Here is a 15538-nt window from a genome sequence, read left to right on the forward strand (position 1 = left end):
CTCCTATAAAAAAAATACCCTTGCAAAATCTTGTCATCCTACCGCTTGACTTACAACCGTATGAACTTCCTGCGTTGTAAACATCAAACAGCCGATAACACAACTGTACAAATATTGAGACATAAGAGTAATTTGTACCAAGAAAAAAGATGTCATCCCAGTGCCCAGACCCCTTAGACAATGTACCATCTTTTGATTTTGTCCATTCTGGGCGGGGTTTTCAAGTTCTTTGATCTTAAATACTACATCTACTTTATCAAGATCAATGTTGACTTCTTTTACTAATGTTCTAATAAGACTACGTTTGGCTTGCCAATCTAGGTCCGATTTAACACTAGAATAAAAGCCCTTTATGCTATTTGTAATAAGATTCATTTTCTGCCGTATTCCCTTTTACCTTTTTCTTCTCTCCTTCAATCTCTTTTAAACGTTACTTCATTTTTTTTATTGCCTGCTTAAAGTCTTCCTTACTTATAGTTAGTGCATACTTTGTTGCCGTAAAAACTTCTGGTACCCAAACAATTGTAATAAGTATACACAATCTTTGTCAACTATTTTCGGCACTGGTATATTGACCTTACCCAGAAAAAGTGGAGAGAAAGAAAGGAGTTTTTTCGGGTAAAATAAAATTTTGGAGGATTAGAAATGGCAAGAGAATATACGGCAGAATTCAAATTGGAAGCTGTTAAGCTGGCAAATGAACAAAGAAAGGTAGGTCAACCAGTTGCAAAAGTAGCAAGAGATCTAGGAATAAGGGATAGTGTATTAGGAAAATGGATGAAGAAATATAACGAAAAAAAGTCAGCGGCAAATGCATTTCCAGGTAGAGGTAACATGGCTCCTTACGACAAAGAGAGGTTTGATTTACAAAGCAAGAGTAACAAGGGAAAGAGACATTTAAAAAAAAGCCCTGGCCAGTCAAAAAGAGTAAAATATTTTTTTATATAGTAACTGCTATAAAGTACAGGAATTATGTAGGATTTTCTGCTAGTGGCTACTATAAGTGGACCACAAGAAAAATAAGCAGTAGAGAATCAGCAAATAAAGAGCTACTCGCAGCTATTCAAAAAATATATCAAGTTTCTAAATGTAGATATGGAGCTCCTAAAATTCATGCTGAATTGAAGGCTTTGGGTAAAAGTTGCAACTTAAAAACAGTGCAAAGTATTATGCAGAAAAATGGTATTCAGGCTATATTGAGAAGAAAATTTAAAATTAAGAAACAACAAACGGACAGTAGCTCCCAATATATTAGACCAAAACTTTATTGTCGATCAACCAAATAAAGTATGGGATTACTTATATAAAAACCAAAGAAGGATGGCTATATTTGGCAACAATAATCGATCTATATTCACGCATGGTAGTTAATGAGCAGTTCAATAAATAAACAATTGGTTATGGACTCTTTATTAATGGCCGTTAACAAGCGTAAACCTGCCAAAAATCTACTATTACATAGTGATCAAGGTTCACAATATACTTCGCAAGGTTATCAATATCTCTTATCCATAAAAAACATAGATGAGTCATAAAGGTTGTTGTTACGACAATTCTGTTGTGGAAAGCTTCTTTAGCTCATTGAAAAGAGAAATACTTATTGATACTTCACAACACTCTGCTCAACAAACTAGAACTGCAATATTTGAATACATAGAAATTTTTTATAACAAACAACGTCACTATTAACTATTGCATTCCTGAGCATTTTGATTCATCATTCTCTTTGTGAAAAACATTCCAAACTTTCTCTCCACTTTTTCTGGGTAAGGTCAGATACTATAAACTATAAAAAAATTTCTCCGATAGTTCATATAGCAAGTAAATTCACAAAATGAAGACTATTATTTTTATTACAGGTGTATCTACGGTTGGAAAATCAAGTTTGGCTCATATATTAGGTTCAAAGCTTTTTATGCCTAGAAACTTTGCAATTCCACTAACTATAGCTAACCCAAGAAAGGTTTCCCTACGTCATATCGCCGCGGTATCTCAGCATAGATTCCGCTAACGAGTAGCGGAATGACGAATTTGTTGTTTTTCAAATTGTAGGTAAACCTAAGCCACTTTAGCTATACTTGTAGAGAAAAAAGAATAGATGATGATCCTAAATATTTAATAAATTTGACTACTGAGGAATTTCAAAAATCTCAATTTTTTATTAATTGTGATATGGTACATTCTATCTTCATATAGCTTTCCTCTTCATACCTCAACTAATGAAATCAGAAGCATCAACTCCCTTTTGCAAGCAAGCAGCAATAACAGTGTTCATCATTAGAAATGCAATGGTCATTGGGCCAACGCCCCCGGGTACTGGGGTCATAGCTTTGGCTTTCCCTTTTATTCCTTCAAAGTCAACATCACCTACAAGCTTTCCTACGTTAACGCTATTTATGCCAACATCGATCACTATTGCACCTTTCTTTATCCAGTCTGCTTGAACAAAATTTGGCTTTCCGACTGCTGCAACTACTATATCCGCTTTAGAGCAATATTCAGCTAAATCCTTGCTTTGTGAATGCAAGATGGTGACAGTGCAGTTTTCTTGCAATAGCAGGTAAAACATTGGCTTGCCCACGATATTTGACCTACCAATTACCACTGCGTTTTTACCGGAAAGGTTCTCTTCAATTGACTTAATTAAATGCAAAGAACCTTTAGGAGTGCAAGGTATAAGGCAGTTTTTTTCACCTTTAACTAATTTGCCAACGTTTTCATCATGAAAGCCATCTACATCTTTTTCAACACTTACTGTGTTAATTACTCTGCTTGCACTAATATGATTTGGTAAAGGCAATTGCACTAAAATGCCATGCACAGATGGATCTTCATTTAATTCATTGATTTTTTCAATTAATTCATCTTCTGAAATATTATCAGGCAAAACAATGGTCTCAGAACTTATGCCTATTGATTCTGCTTTTTTCTGTTTGTTGCGAACATAAACCTGACTTGCTGGATTGCTGCCCACGAGAATTACTTTCAGGCAAGGAAAAATGTTATACTCTCTCTTTAAAATATCAATTTTTTGTGATAGCCTCTCACATAGGTCGTTTGCTATTTTTTTACCATCAATAATAATTGTCACTTCCTTGCCACTCCTTAAAGTCGGGTAATTTGATATCAAATAAATCCAATACTTTGCCAACAGAATGATTAATAATATCATCCAACGATTTCGGTTTAATATAAAAAGCAGGCACTGGTGGAGCAATAATTGCTCCCATCTCCGTTAATTTTAACATATTTTGTAAATGCCCAAGATGCAGTGGTGACTCTCGCACCATAAGAACTAACTTTCTTCTTTCTTTTAGCGTTACATCTGCAGCCCTTGTCAATAGATTGGAAGTAACACCTGATGCGATTTCAGACATTGTCTTCATAGAGCATGGTGCTACAATCATCCCTGAGGTTTTAAATGAGCCGCTTGCTATTTTTTCTCCAATCTTTTCTTCAGAATAGTAAAAATCTGCAAGTGATGTAATATCTTCAAGTTTTTCTTTAATCTCGTGAGCTAAAGTTATTTTCCCAGCACGACTTATCACTAAATGAGTTTCATAATCGACGTCTTTCAACGCTTCTAAAATACGCACACCGTAAATAGAACCAGATGCTCCACTTATTCCAATTACAATTCTGCTATTCACTTAACTCTTCTTCGTAGCTCATTCCCAATGCACGTTTATAGGTATCAAGCAATATTTCTTGTTCCTCTCTGTCATCATCATCCATCTTCCTCAGCCTAATAATTTGTTTCATCACTTTTATATCCCAACCTTCATCTGCGGCTTTTGCATATACATCACGAATGTGATCTTGCACATCCCTCTTTTCTTGTTCAAGTTTTTCGATTCTCTCTATGTAACCCTTCAACTCTTCAGCCGTTATTTTTACTGTATCTTCCATGAAACTCCACTAATTAATTGCTGCCACTAATATTACCAGTTTTTACTTGCACTTCAACAACAGTAATAATATTTTTATCTTTTTTTAAAATCTTAAAGCGAAAACCATACATGGAAAACTCCTCGCCTTCGTCAGGAATGCGCTCTATTTCATTCACAATCATACCTGCTAGAGTTGTAGCTTCTTCATCAGGGAGATTCCAGTATAACTGCCTGTTAATGTCCCTAATAGTAGATTTTCCTTCTATGTGATACATATTATCAGATATTTTCTTTATAAAATTCTCCGTAATCAAATCATGTTCATCCGAAATTTCTCCAACTATTTCTTCCAGTATATCCTCAAGAGTTACAATTCCCTGCAGTGCTCCATACTCATCAATAACAAATGCAAGGTGTTTCCTGTTCTTACGGAAGTTGTGAAGTTGCACGCTGAGCGGTGTACTTTCTGGTATGAACCAAGGCCTTGACATAACTTGGGTAATGTCAACTTCTTCCGCTTTATTATTCTTTTCACGCAAAGCATTTATTAGAGCTTTCACGTGAATTACACCTACAATGTTATCTGGTTCCTTCTGCCATAAAGGTACTCTACTGTGACTGCTGGTTAAAATCTCTCTTATTAACTCTTCTTTATTCCGATCTATATCAAGAGAAAATAGGTTTCTTCTATGGGTCATAATTTGTGATATCTCTGTCTCAGCCAAATCAAGTATGCTGCTTAGCATATCTAAATCCTGTTGCAACATAGTTCCTTCACTGCGGTGAAGAGTAATCATATTACGCATTGCATCCGCTGCAGATATCACTTCCTTATCTTTATGCAGCCCACATAATTTTAGGATGAGGTTAACAATAAATTGAATACCTAGTGTCAATGGAGAAAAAATCTTTACAAAAAACAATACAAAATAAGCAGAAAATGATGCAAATTTTTCAGGATTTTGAATAGCATAAGTTTTTGGTAGAACTTCGCAGAACAATAAAATACAAAATGTCATTATAATTGTTGATAGGAGAATGCCCTCATTTCCAAAAAGATTGATAAATATTGCTGTAAATAAAGCAGAGCAAGTAATATTAATAATTGTATTGCCGAGCAATACCGTTCCTATTGTCAATTCTTTCCTATTTAATAAGCGATCTATTACCCTGGCTTTTTTGTTACCGTCTAGCTTTAGCTTATTAATTCGAGAACGGCTAATTGAGGTTAAGCCTATTTCTGCTCCTGAGAACAAAAACGATAAAACTAACAAAACAAAAATTGCTGATGATACTAAGACCAATAACCAATCCATTAAAGTACGATGTTATTGTGATAAAAAATAAAATTAATTTTACATGTTATGAGAGGCATTTGCAAGCCTGAATTTATATTGCCGAATTTTATATACCTTTAATCTTAAAAAACAAATCATAAAGCATATTACACGCTGCGTTCACATGCTCATCCTCAATGATAAGTGGTGGGGTTACCCTTACTACTTTGTTGTTTAAAACCCTAGTTATTATTAAACCTTTATCAAGAGATCGACTAATAATTTTATCAGCTACAAGAGTTGCTAGTTCTATTCCCATTAGTAACCCTTCTCCACGAACTTCTAAAATCATCTCAGGAAATTCTTTAGCTAAAAGCAACAGCTTTTCTTTTAAATATTTACTAATTCTTTTAACATGATCAAAAAAGTCTTCTTTTAGCATTATATCGAGCACTGCATTACCAACAGTCATGGCAAGTGGATTGCCACCATAGGTTGATCCATGAGTTCCTGGAGTAATTGCTTCTGCTATATAATCTTTCACTAAACATGCAGCTACAGGAAAACCGTTACCCATAGCCTTCGCACAGGTTAGCATATCAGGTTCAATGCCGACATTTTGATAATGAAATAAAGAACCGATGCGTCCATATCCGCACTGCACTTCATCAAAGCACAAAATTATTCCTTGAGCTTTTGTTATTTCCCTTACTTTTTGAAGATATTCTACGTCTAGTGGATATACTCCACCTTCGCTTTGTATGGGCTCTAAAAATACAGCAGCTATTTCATTGTTGATTTTTTCTTCTAATGCTTTAATGTCATTTCTTGGCACTTTATCAAAACCAGAAAGGAGCGGAGCAAAACCTTCGCGTGATTTTTCATTGCCTCCAGCAGAAATTGCAGCAATACTGCGGCCATGAAAGCCTCCTTCAATTGTAATAATACGATTACGTTTTGCTTGCCCTTTTGAATAAAAGTAACGACGAATAAACTTAATTGCAGCTTCTGTTGCTTCAAGCCCACTTGAGCAGAAAAAAACTTTATCTGCAAAAGTCAGGGTTGTTAAACGCTCGGCAAGCCTTTCTTGCTCGGGAATAGTGAAAATGTTAGAGCAGTGCCATAATGAGCTCGATTGCTCTTTCAGCTTATCTGTAATGTATGGATGACAATGCCCTAAAGAAGTTGTAGAAATACCTGCAGCAAAATCTAAATATTTTTTACCATCTTTATCAAAAAGATATGCCCCTTCTCCCCTGACTATAGGAGTGTCAAGTCTATTATACGCATTAACAACATGATCCATTTTATAAGTATTGTGGTATTATCTATACTATACCTGAAATGAATCCATTAACACAAAGCTTTTCCTTTAACCTCTTATGCTACTTCAACTAAAAATTTGGCTAATGCAAACCTTTTTTGTCATTCTATAGCTAAAGTGACTTGGTTTTACCAACACTTATTAGCCATTGTAAAAGTTTTTGTTTCTATTGAATGATAGTTGTAGCCTATGCAAGAAGTTTATTGACTTTGAGCGCACTTTAGCCTATACAATTTTAATATCTTAAACTACTGGACATGCCCGATCTAAAGACAATGATGTTAAATTTTGGACCTCAGCACCCAGCTGCACATGGAGTGTTGCGTCTTGTTTTAGAGATGGATGGTGAAGTGATCGAGAGGGCAGATCCCCATATTGGGCTTTTGCACCGCGGTACTGAAAAATTAATAGAACATAAAACGTATCTTCAAGCTTTGCCTTATTTTGATCGCCTTGATTACGTATCACCAATGTCACAAGAGCATGCATATTCACTTTGTGTGGAGAAATTGTTGCAATGTGAAGTGCCAATTAGGGCAAAGTATTTACGTGTCTTGTTTTGTGAACTGACGAGAATACTAAATCATTTACTGAACGTTTCTTCTCAAGCACTTGATGTTGGAGCAATGACCCCTCTTTTATGGCTCTTTGAAGAAAGAGAAAAAATACTGGAATTTTACGAAAGAGCTTCAGGTGCAAGGTTTCACGCAGCTTACATCAGGCCAGGTGGAATTGCAGCAGATGTTCCAGAAGATTTGATTGAGGATATTGCAAAGTTTATAGAGCAATTTCCAAAATATATAGACGATGTTGATGAACTTTTAACAGAAAATAGGATATGGAAGCAACGCACTGTAGGAATTAGTGAAATATCAATTAAACAGGCACTTGATTGGGGCTTTAGTGGCCCAATGTTGCGCGCTGCTGGGCTTGCTTGGGATTTGCGAAAAAGCCAGCCATATGAGATATATGATCAACTAGATTTTGATATACCGATCGGCCAAAATGGCGACTGTTATGACCGTTATCTAGTTAGAATGGCAGAGATTAGGCAATCTATCAGTTTGGTGAAGCAGTGCATAGAGAAAATGCCTGAAGGGCAAATAAAAACTGAAGATAGAAAAATTTCTCCACCGTCAAGAGTAGAGATGAAAAAATCTATGGAAGCTCTGATTCACCATTTTAAGCTCTATTCAGAAGGATATCACGTACCAGAAGGTGAGGCTTACGCAGTTGTTGAGGCACCAAAAGGTGAGTTTGGAGTGTATATAGTTTCAGATGGTACCAATAGACCTTATAGGTGCCGAATAAGAGCACCTGGCTTTGCGCATTTACAAGCCTTAGACTTTATGGCAAAAGGACACATGCTTGCTGACGTTGCAGCAATTATTGGCTCACTCGATATAGTTTTTGGTGAGATTGATAGGTAATCATTGGTACCCGTTCAGGCAATGGCGTCATGCAAGTAGCTGACACATAACTGTACGAACATTTGTTTGCAAAGGCAGTATGTTAAGTGTTATAGCCGATTTTCCCTCAAACACAAAGGCAGTGCCTTGACTACTTGGATCCAGAAAAATTGATTGTGTACTATATAACATTTTTGATCAAAAGCGTAACCGTTCACTGTTAGACTGCATTCTGTGATTTTTAGCAAAACATGATCTTTCATTTGAGCTTCCTTCAATTTAAAATAAATACAGAAAATTGCTGCCTATAGCTAAACTGACTTAGATTTACCAACAATCGTCATCCCGCTACTTGTTAGCGGCTAAGAGATACCGCGGCGGCATAGCTATCTTCAAAAATATGGTTGAATAATTGTGTGTATAATTATTAATATTTTTAAACACTTTGGCTATGGCTTTATCTAAGTTTCTCGACCCTAAGCTGGATTTAACCTTCAAAAAAATATGTAGGGTCAAGAACTGGCGCGCCTACTTTAGGGTTTGGTGGCTGATCCATTGTTTTCACAATAGGCCTCAATCCAAATTCCCATGTTAACGTTTCCAGCTCCCGCCTCGTCAAACGCAGCATCCGCACTACGCTTTCCTAGCAGATTCTTTACCAAAGTTTATAACATATTGTGCTGGTGATGCTTTCGGTTTGTAATACCTTATTCTGTAGTCTGAATATAGACCCAGCGTTTTGTATATCCATTCGCTACTCCACTTCTTCCAACCAAACCCTCTCTTCACTTTCAGCTAATAAGTGATTTTCTATTTCACCTTCCAAACTTGCCTCCAGCAGCTTTTTTATAAATGGTGTAAATGCTCCATCCCTTCCTGTTAATGGTCTGCCTTCCCTTATTGATGACAGTATATTTGCTTCCAGTTCTTTGTAATCTACCAAACCGGTAGTTCTGTTTACTACTTTCTGACTCATTGTCAAACCTCCATTTTTTTTATATCAATTTATTACTTTTTTTTTGGTTTGACACACTTTTTTGAACCATACGCGTCAAGTTAAGGAAAAGTGTAAGTAAAGTTGATAGAGTGAAGGAAAATAATAAGGTATAAATTCTCTTGGATATATGAATGAGAGAACTTACAATGGACAGAATAGCTTGCTTATCAAAAGACCTCAATGAATTCTTTAATGAAAAAGCAGACGAAATATCAATTGCAGTAGGTTTTATAAAAAGAAAGAGAAAACTTAATGGCTCATCATTCATAAAAGCTATGGTTTTTGGTAACATAGGAGTTGATGATTGCAGCATAGAAACAATGTGCCAATTGCTAAATGAAGACTCGATAGAAATTACAAAACAGGGTTTAGATTTTAGGTTTAGTGAAGAAGCAGTTGAGTTCATGAAAAAAATGTATAACGAAGCTTTGTGTTTATTTAAAAAAAGTCTACAGATTGATTGCAAAATTTTACAGCAATTTGGAAGCGTTAAATTATTGGATAGCAGCTACATTAGCCTGCCCAGTAGCATGGAAGATATGTACAAAGGATATGGCAGTAGCTATAGAGATTGTGAGAATAATACCAAATCAGGAATAAAGCTACAGTTAGTCTTTGATTACCTGAATCAAGCGCTAGATAAGTTAAATTTTATGGAAGGAATAAGGTCGGATCAAGGTTATAGGGATTATCTGAACGGTTTATCAGCCAATGATTTGCTAATATTTGACTTGGGCTACTTTGTGCCTAGTTCTTTTAAACAGATTGATGAAGCAGGTGCATATTTTGTTAGTCGTTATAAGTCTGATACCAATATATATGATATAGAAACAAATCAAAAAATAGAGCTATTGGAGTATTTAGAAGGTCAATTATCTTCAGAAAAAGAAGTATTATTAGGAAAGGAAGTAAAAATTAAGGTAAGAATTATATGTCAAAAGCTAACTGAAGAACAGTCTATGGCTAGAAGAAGAAAGGCTAATAAATTAGCAAAGTCACATGGATATACATCTTCTCAAAAGAATCAAAAGTTATTAGATTGGTCAATATTTATAACTAATGTTCCAGAGAGTAAAATTAATGCTGAACAAATATTGACGGTTTATAGAGTAAGATGGCAAATCGAATTACTATTTAAACTATATAAAAGTCATATCAATCTTGATAAACTAAAAGGAAAGACAAATCCATTTAGAGTATTGTGCGAGCTATACGCAAAATTATGTGCTATTCTCGTATTTCACGAAATGGTTGGCTGTGTAAAACTAAAAAAGAACACGGAGCTCAGTTTAACAAAGGCATTTATTGAATTGAAAAGGCGGGTTAGAGAGCTCTTTTTGATATTAAACAATATTGTCAATAATTTAAAAATTTTTCTAAAAAAGCTTACTATAATCTGGTCAAAGTTTTCTTTGAAAGACAGATATAGGAAGACCAGGGTATCTACTTTAAGCTCTCTACATTCCTTAACTTGACGCGTATGGTTTATTTAACACTCCCCCACTGGACATTAGGTTTGGGACAAAAGGCTGAATAATGGGAGCTGTGTGAGTCGAGAGGGTGCGCCGTGGTACGCATTAAGAAATACTTAGCGGAGCTAAGCGGGGTTCAGAATAAATGGCCTCGAGGTGAACAACTAACTTTAACCCGAAAGGGAAGGAGGACAAGAGCATGTATGTAAAGCGAGAGTTATCTGAAGATGTGTAAGGTAACGGCTTGCAACACCTGATCAATATGGTTAAAGCTAAACTGCTTGAATTCTAATCTTCAGGGGTGGGATTTCACATCCATGGGTATCACATTTAAAACCCCATGTCTACAGTAAGCACAAATTAAACTTTCGTTTGTGTGACATTCTGGCTGTAGAACGATAAGTAGTGAACTTATTTAAGAGCATAATAGATGTCGCAAAGATAACAGATGGGGCAAGGAGCTTAGGGTTAACTCAAGGAAAAATAGAATACGGAAGAGATATAGTAAAGATCGGTAAAAGTGAGGTAGAAATTATAACGGAAAATGGCATAAGGCATTACACTAATCTTGCAGACAATAGTAATATAGTGTTAACTTTCTCTACTAGTTTAGGAGAATTAGAAGTTAATTTGTACCCTGACAAGCAAGATAAAATAATAGTAGAAGTTAGTAACAAAAAGGAAATACTGGAAAAGTTCAAAAATTGTAAAGAAGAATTAGGTGAGAATTGCTCGCTTGGTGGATATTGGGTCTACGATGCTATTAAACAGGGATATTTTGAAAGGTCTGGAAAACTTTGTCAATCTTTTGAAACAATTAGTCTATCTAAAAAAGTCTCAGAAGGAGTCAAAGCAGCGGTAAAAGGTTTAAAGTGTGGTGATATAGTGAGTTCTTCATCCAGTAATATATTTCCTCCAAAAGCGATTATGCAGGAAGGTAAAGCAAGAGTACCAGGAGCATGAACTCAAAGTTGCTTAGGGTCAAGTTTTGAGTATTTTACTAAAATAGCTTTAACATTTTTTGGGGAATGTTTTAAATCCTATGGTGATGTTAAGTTAATAGCTTAAGAGATATTCTAAAGGAGTTATCTTATTTAAAAAATTACTTGGACGCTTATAGTTTTTTGAGCATAGCCTTTCATGTTAGATTCAAAGAAGACTGAATAGGCTGCTCCACACTTTCTACTTTCTCGAGCTTGGTGTTGGGCTTAAAGGTATTGACCTTACCCAGAAAAAGTGGAGAGAAAGTTTGGAATGTTTTTTACAAAAAGAATGATGCATCAAATTGTTCTGGAATGCAATAGTTATAGCTCTTTTTACAATAATCCGAACAGACCGTAATATGCTACTGGCCTGCTATAGCCATAAACACATATCTTATCGCATTCGGACTATTATAAGAAAGGCTATAATAGTGACGTTGTTTGTTATAAAAAATTTCTATGTATTCAAATATTGCAGTTCTAGTTTGTTGAGCAGAGTGTTGTGAAGTATCAATAAGTATTTCTCTTTTCAATGAGCTAAAGAAGCTTTCTGCAACAGAATTGTCGTAACAACAGCCTTTATTACTCATCTATATTCTTTACAGCTAAGAGATATTGATACCCTTGCGCAGTATATTGTGAACCTTGATCACTATGTAATAGTAGATTTTTAACAGGTTTACGCCTATTAATGGCCATTAATAAAGAGTTCATAACCAATTGTTTATTTATTGCACTACTCATTAACTACCATACGTGAGAATTATTGCTGCCAAATATAGCCATCCCTCCTTGGTTTTGATGTAAGTAATCCCATACTTTATTTGGTTGATCAACAATAAAGTTTTGGTCTAATATATTGGGAGCTACAGCTCTATTATCTGTTTGTTGTTTTTTAATTTTAAACTTTCTTCTCAGTATAGCCCTGATGTCATTTTTCTGCATAATACTTTGCACCGTTTTCAAATTGCAACTTTTACCCAAAGCCTTCAATTCAGCATGAATTTTAGGAGCTCCATATCTACATTTAGAAACTTGATATATTTTTTGAATAGCTTCGAGTAGCTCTTTATTTGCTGATTCTCTACTGCTTATTTTTCTTGTGGTCCACTTATAGTAGCCACTAGCAGAAAATCCTACATAATTCCTGTACTTTATAGCAGTTACTATATAAAAAAATATTTTACTCTTTTTGACTGGCCAGGGCTTTTTTTAAAATGTCTCTTTCCCTTGTTACTCTTGCTTTGTAAATCAAACCTCTCTTTGTCGTAAGGAGCCATGTTACCTCTACCTGGAAATGCATCTGCTGCCGACTTTTTTTCGTTGTGTTTCTTTATCCATTTTCCTAATAAACCACCCTTTATTCCTAAATCCTTTGCTATTTTTGTAATTGTTTGACCTGCCTTTCTTTGTTCATTTGCCAGCTTAACAGCTTCCAATTTGAATTCTGCCGTATATTCTCTTGCCATTTCTAATCCTCCAAAATTTTATTTTACCCGAAAAAACTCCTTTCTTTCTCTCCACTTTTTCTGGGTAAGGTCAAGAAGCCTATTGTCTAATTATGTACCTAAATTTTATTACGGCACTTTCACTACTACTTTAACGAGTGAGCTACCTTTCTATAAAAGACCTATCGACTGTTGCAATTATAGGCGTAAACAAGAATGATAAAAGAGTACGAGATTGAGTAACTATGTACACTTCTGCTGGCATACCAGGGTATAGGTATACGTTTTTAAACTGAGCAAGCTCTGGTTTTGGTATCACTACACGTACTGAATAATAACGCCCTAGCCTTGGATCATCAAGGGCATCGGGAGAAATATTGCTTACTATACCATTAATTAAACTTAAACGACGTGCACTGTAAGCACTTAAACGAACTTTAACCTTTAGCCCTTCTAGCCCATCAATAGAGACTATGTTGCTATCTTTCTTTTGTGCTGACAGTATCTCTTCTATGTTTCTGGTCTGAATTTTAGCATCTATTATTAGGTCATCATCCGATGGCACTACGCTCATGATCGGAACTCCAGATTGTATAACACCACCTTCAGTATGGTATCTTATATCTGTGACTATCCCATCTTGAGGCGATTTAATTATTGTACGTGCTAATGAATCTTCAGCAACCATCAGTCTCTCTTTCAAGTCTGCAATAGACGTACTAACTTCCTTAAGTTCAGCGTTTGCTCTTTCTTGAGAATCATTTCTCACGTTTATAATTTCTAATTCGTTCTCTCCAATTTTTTGCTGCACTTGAGATATTGCAGAACGGTAATGTCCAACTCTGCCTTCAATTTCAGCAAACTGCTTTTCTAAAGCTAAAATGTGTGGTTTGCTTATATGGCCACTATCAAGTAATTGTCTTTTTGTTTCCAACTCCTCAGTTATCAAGTCATATTGCTTATGAGCTGCATTTAGTTGAAAGTTTAGCCCCGCTAATTCATCATTTAACTGCTTTATACGTTGTTGCAGTATGTCTGTTTTTCCCAATATGCTCTTTCTCTGAGAGTTGAACAACTTTACTTGATTCTTTATCGCTTTATTTACAAGTTCATCGTGAGATAATTTTTTAACCTCATCAGGAAACTCGAGCGTGTCCAAATCTACTCTGATTGCAAGAAGCCTTGCTTCTGTTGCTAAAAATGATAAGAGCTTCTCTTTGATGATACTTAAATTCGCCTTCTCGTTAACATCACTCAACAAAACTAGAGGCTCATCTTTTTTAACTGCTTGACCCTCTTTTACTAAAATTTTGCTTATTATTCCTCCGCCCAAGTGTTGAACTATTTTTCTATTTGAAGATACAATAACTTCTCCACTTGCATGCACCGCACCGTCAATTGGAGCTATAGCCGACCAAATACCACCTATCCCAAAAAAGATGAGTATTACTACCAGACCAAAAAATAGTGGTCCCCATGTTACTTTCAGGACTTCATTTACGTTATTACTTTCGCGTTTTAAAATAAAATTTATCACTGCATCAATCAATGCAAACGTCTTATCCAAAAATTTTGGGTACTTCTTCTTTTTATTTTTTGCTCCTTGCATATTTATATTATCACCATGGCCAATCAAGCCTGTCAAAGAAAATCCAGCGCTAAGCTTTTTTAACTTACTTATCATAATACTACTGTGAATTTGTGTTAACTCAAGATAACACACAAAAACAAAGAATCTATAATTTAAGCATTCCATTTAGACTGTAGAGCACCAGAATAAACTATTTAGTAATAATTCCTGCATCAACTATGTTTTTAAAATTTTTTGACGTTTAACTTTATTATAACTTTTTCTTTATTTTGTGAATATCTGAGTTACTTATATTATGTAAGAAATCTATTGCCAACTAGTCAATATTCTGTTAGGAATTAAGATAATATAAAGTTATTATGCTTAAATTGGAAAGCAGAAAGTTCCTGATTACTGGCGCATCAGGCGGAATAGGGCAAGCAATTGTAAAAATTATGCACAAAGCCGGAGCAACTTTATGTATTTCTGGCACAAAAAAAGAAGTGCTCGAAGAAGTTGCTAAACAATATGAAAAAAACATGCATGTACTCCCTTGTGATTTATCAAATGCTGAGGAAGTAAATCAACTAATAAATAGAGCAAGTGAGCTGATGGAAGGCTTTGACGGGCTCGTATGCAATGCGGGTATTACGCGAGACAGTTTATTATTGAGAATGACAGATGAAGCATGGCAAAAAGTAATTGATATTAACTTGAGCTCTACATTTAAGCTGAGTAGAGAAGCATGCAGAAAACTAATTAAGAATAATTGGGGAAGAATTATAAATATTTCCTCAATAATAGGGCTGACAGGAAACGCCGGGCAAGCAAATTATGCGGCGTCTAAAGCTGGAATAATAGCTATGAGCAAATCCATAGCAAAAGAAGTTGCAAGTCGTAATATAACAGTAAATTGTATTGCTCCTGGGTTTATAGATACTAAAATGACTGAAGTTTTAAATGAAGGACAAAAGGGAAAAATATTAGATAATATTCCAATGAAAAGAATGGGAACAGGGGAAGAAATAGCAGCAGGGGTCTTGTTTTTAGCAAGTGATGAAGCAAAATATATAACAGGGCATGTGCTCAATATTAATGGTGGGTTATTTATGTAGCAACACTTATGTATGGACAAATTATAATTTTTACTTTAAAATAAAAAATGTGT

20 protein-coding genes and 1 pseudogene are annotated in these 15538 nt (G+C 35.2%); 8 read left to right on the plus strand and 13 right to left on the minus strand.

The window, feature by feature from the left end; all coding sequences use genetic code 11:
* Nucleotides 1–33: 33 nt before the first annotated feature.
* Nucleotides 34–375: a hypothetical protein gene (locus tag AAGD87_RS05235; RefSeq protein ID WP_041573517.1), complete on the minus strand. Its 342-nt coding sequence runs from the start codon at nt 373–375 to the stop codon at nt 34–36.
* Nucleotides 376–645: 270 nt separating this feature from the next.
* Between AAGD87_RS05235 and AAGD87_RS05240 the strand changes: the two genes are divergently transcribed.
* The 4 genes from AAGD87_RS05240 to AAGD87_RS07880 all read left to right on the plus strand — a co-directional run bounded on the left by AAGD87_RS05240 (nt 646) and on the right by AAGD87_RS07880 (nt 1689).
* On the plus strand, nt 646–948 hold the full coding sequence (locus AAGD87_RS05240; protein ID WP_155968484.1) for a transposase: 303 nt from the start codon (nt 646–648) through the stop codon (nt 946–948).
* A gap of 122 nt (nt 949–1070) precedes the next feature.
* Nucleotides 1071–1286, plus strand: a complete 216-nt coding sequence (locus tag AAGD87_RS07870) for an IS3 family transposase (RefSeq protein ID WP_353286574.1) — start codon at nt 1071–1073, stop codon at nt 1284–1286.
* 129 nt (nt 1287–1415) lie between these two features.
* On the plus strand, nt 1416–1535 hold the full coding sequence (locus AAGD87_RS07875) for a hypothetical protein (RefSeq protein WP_394356550.1): 120 nt from the start codon (nt 1416–1418) through the stop codon (nt 1533–1535).
* Nucleotides 1525–1689 carry an IS3 family transposase gene (locus AAGD87_RS07880; RefSeq protein WP_080717614.1) on the plus strand — a complete coding sequence of 55 codons (165 nt, stop codon included), beginning with the start codon at nt 1525–1527 and terminating at the stop codon, nt 1687–1689. Before AAGD87_RS07875 ends, AAGD87_RS07880 begins: the two co-directional genes overlap by 11 nt.
* Before the next feature lie 523 nt (nt 1690–2212).
* Here AAGD87_RS07880 and folD read toward each other — a convergent pair.
* The 5 genes from folD to AAGD87_RS05265 form a co-directional block, all read right to left on the minus strand.
* Nucleotides 2213–3091, minus strand: a complete 879-nt coding sequence (folD, locus tag AAGD87_RS05245; RefSeq protein ID WP_155968464.1) for a bifunctional methylenetetrahydrofolate dehydrogenase/methenyltetrahydrofolate cyclohydrolase FolD — start codon at nt 3089–3091, stop codon at nt 2213–2215.
* Nucleotides 3075–3650: a UbiX family flavin prenyltransferase gene (locus AAGD87_RS05250; protein WP_006280027.1), complete on the minus strand. Its 576-nt coding sequence runs from the start codon at nt 3648–3650 to the stop codon at nt 3075–3077. Before AAGD87_RS05250 ends, folD begins: the two co-directional genes overlap by 17 nt.
* Entirely contained in the window at nt 3643–3909 is a 267-nt protein-coding gene (locus AAGD87_RS05255) for a DUF2312 domain-containing protein (protein WP_010082293.1), read from the minus strand. The genes AAGD87_RS05250 and AAGD87_RS05255 overlap by 8 nt, the downstream gene beginning before the upstream one ends.
* A 13-nt stretch (nt 3910–3922) precedes the next feature.
* Nucleotides 3923–5206, minus strand: a complete 1284-nt coding sequence (locus AAGD87_RS05260; protein ID WP_341817462.1) for an HlyC/CorC family transporter — start codon at nt 5204–5206, stop codon at nt 3923–3925.
* 88 nt (nt 5207–5294) lie between these two features.
* Nucleotides 5295–6473 (minus strand): aspartate aminotransferase family protein, encoded by a 1179-nt coding sequence (locus tag AAGD87_RS05265; protein WP_155968466.1) that lies wholly within the window; start codon nt 6471–6473, stop codon nt 5295–5297.
* Nucleotides 6474–6748: 275 nt separating this feature from the next.
* Between AAGD87_RS05265 and AAGD87_RS05270 the strand changes: the two genes are divergently transcribed.
* The gene (locus AAGD87_RS05270; RefSeq protein WP_264339441.1) at nt 6749–7921 is read left to right on the plus strand and encodes an NADH-quinone oxidoreductase subunit D; all 1173 of its coding nucleotides are present in this window, start codon (nt 6749–6751) and stop codon (nt 7919–7921) included.
* A 27-nt stretch (nt 7922–7948) separates the two neighbouring features.
* Here the strand turns inward: AAGD87_RS05270 and AAGD87_RS05275 are convergent, their stop codons facing one another.
* Together AAGD87_RS05275 and AAGD87_RS05280 are read right to left on the minus strand one after the other, a co-directional pair.
* Nucleotides 7949–8092, minus strand: a complete 144-nt coding sequence (locus tag AAGD87_RS05275; RefSeq protein WP_341817463.1) for a hypothetical protein — start codon at nt 8090–8092, stop codon at nt 7949–7951.
* Between the two features lie 589 nt (nt 8093–8681).
* Nucleotides 8682–8876: pseudogene (locus AAGD87_RS05280) on the minus strand (IS256 family transposase); the annotation flags it as partial.
* A 167-nt stretch (nt 8877–9043) separates the two neighbouring features.
* Here AAGD87_RS05280 and AAGD87_RS05285 point away from each other — a divergent pair.
* Complete coding sequence (locus AAGD87_RS05285) at nt 9044–10372, plus strand: IS4-like element ISWosp9 family transposase (protein WP_155969615.1); 1329 nt, start codon at nt 9044–9046, stop codon at nt 10370–10372.
* Between the two features lie 402 nt (nt 10373–10774).
* A complete protein-coding gene (locus tag AAGD87_RS05290; RefSeq protein WP_405196805.1) occupies nt 10775–11332 on the plus strand; it encodes a hypothetical protein in 558 nt (185 codons plus the stop codon).
* 382 nt (nt 11333–11714) lie between these two features.
* Here AAGD87_RS05290 and AAGD87_RS07885 read toward each other — a convergent pair whose 3' ends face one another.
* From AAGD87_RS07885 to AAGD87_RS05310, 5 genes are all read right to left on the minus strand, one after another.
* Nucleotides 11715–11942: an IS3 family transposase gene (locus AAGD87_RS07885; protein ID WP_410541882.1), complete on the minus strand. Its 228-nt coding sequence runs from the start codon at nt 11940–11942 to the stop codon at nt 11715–11717.
* Nucleotides 11935–12096, minus strand: coding sequence for a DDE-type integrase/transposase/recombinase (locus AAGD87_RS07890; RefSeq protein ID WP_010082071.1), 162 nt, complete (start codon nt 12094–12096; stop codon nt 11935–11937). The genes AAGD87_RS07885 and AAGD87_RS07890 overlap by 8 nt, the downstream gene beginning before the upstream one ends.
* Nucleotides 12097–12099: 3 nt before the next feature.
* Entirely contained in the window at nt 12100–12534 is a 435-nt protein-coding gene (locus tag AAGD87_RS07895) for an IS3 family transposase (protein WP_144078574.1), read from the minus strand.
* On the minus strand, nt 12519–12821 hold the full coding sequence (locus AAGD87_RS05305; RefSeq protein ID WP_264339442.1) for a transposase: 303 nt from the start codon (nt 12819–12821) through the stop codon (nt 12519–12521). Before AAGD87_RS05305 ends, AAGD87_RS07895 begins: the two co-directional genes overlap by 16 nt.
* A gap of 142 nt (nt 12822–12963) precedes the next feature.
* Nucleotides 12964–14484 carry an HlyD family type I secretion periplasmic adaptor subunit gene (locus AAGD87_RS05310; RefSeq protein ID WP_174516815.1) on the minus strand — a complete coding sequence of 507 codons (1521 nt, stop codon included), beginning with the start codon at nt 14482–14484 and terminating at the stop codon, nt 12964–12966.
* A 266-nt stretch (nt 14485–14750) separates the two neighbouring features.
* Here AAGD87_RS05310 and fabG point away from each other — a divergent pair, with 266 nt between their 5' ends.
* Entirely contained in the window at nt 14751–15485 is a 735-nt protein-coding gene (fabG, locus tag AAGD87_RS05315; RefSeq protein WP_015589136.1) for a 3-oxoacyl-[acyl-carrier-protein] reductase, read from the plus strand.
* Nucleotides 15486–15538: the final 53 nt, after the last annotated feature.

It is taken from the genome of Wolbachia endosymbiont (group A) of Pherbina coryleti, from assembly GCF_964026875.1.
In the GTDB taxonomy this organism is placed as follows: domain Bacteria; phylum Pseudomonadota; class Alphaproteobacteria; order Rickettsiales; family Anaplasmataceae; genus Wolbachia; species Wolbachia pipientis.

Coding starts and splice junctions, on each gene's coding strand:
- AAGD87_RS05235 (WP_041573517.1), bottom strand. CDS start 375: ATGAATCTTATTACAAATAGCATAAAGGGCTTTTATTCTAGTGTTAAA.
- AAGD87_RS05240 (WP_155968484.1), top strand. CDS start 646: ATGGCAAGAGAATATACGGCAGAATTCAAATTGGAAGCTGTTAAGCTG.
- AAGD87_RS07875 (WP_394356550.1), top strand. CDS start 1,416: ATGGCCGTTAACAAGCGTAAACCTGCCAAAAATCTACTATTACATAGT.
- AAGD87_RS07880 (WP_080717614.1), top strand. CDS start 1,525: ATGAGTCATAAAGGTTGTTGTTACGACAATTCTGTTGTGGAAAGCTTC.
- AAGD87_RS05255 (WP_010082293.1), bottom strand. CDS start 3,909: ATGGAAGATACAGTAAAAATAACGGCTGAAGAGTTGAAGGGTTACATA.
- AAGD87_RS05260 (WP_341817462.1), bottom strand. CDS start 5,206: ATGGATTGGTTATTGGTCTTAGTATCATCAGCAATTTTTGTTTTGTTA.
- AAGD87_RS05265 (WP_155968466.1), bottom strand. CDS start 6,473: ATGGATCATGTTGTTAATGCGTATAATAGACTTGACACTCCTATAGTC.
- AAGD87_RS05270 (WP_264339441.1), top strand. CDS start 6,749: ATGCCCGATCTAAAGACAATGATGTTAAATTTTGGACCTCAGCACCCA.
- AAGD87_RS05275 (WP_341817463.1), bottom strand. CDS start 8,092: ATGTTATATAGTACACAATCAATTTTTCTGGATCCAAGTAGTCAAGGC.
- AAGD87_RS05285 (WP_155969615.1), top strand. CDS start 9,044: ATGGACAGAATAGCTTGCTTATCAAAAGACCTCAATGAATTCTTTAAT.
- AAGD87_RS07885 (WP_410541882.1), bottom strand. CDS start 11,942: ATGAGTAATAAAGGCTGTTGTTACGACAATTCTGTTGCAGAAAGCTTC.
- AAGD87_RS07890 (WP_010082071.1), bottom strand. CDS start 12,096: ATGAGTAGTGCAATAAATAAACAATTGGTTATGAACTCTTTATTAATG.
- AAGD87_RS05305 (WP_264339442.1), bottom strand. CDS start 12,821: ATGGCAAGAGAATATACGGCAGAATTCAAATTGGAAGCTGTTAAGCTG.
- AAGD87_RS05310 (WP_174516815.1), bottom strand. CDS start 14,484: ATGATAAGTAAGTTAAAAAAGCTTAGCGCTGGATTTTCTTTGACAGGC.
- fabG (WP_015589136.1), top strand. CDS start 14,751: ATGCTTAAATTGGAAAGCAGAAAGTTCCTGATTACTGGCGCATCAGGC.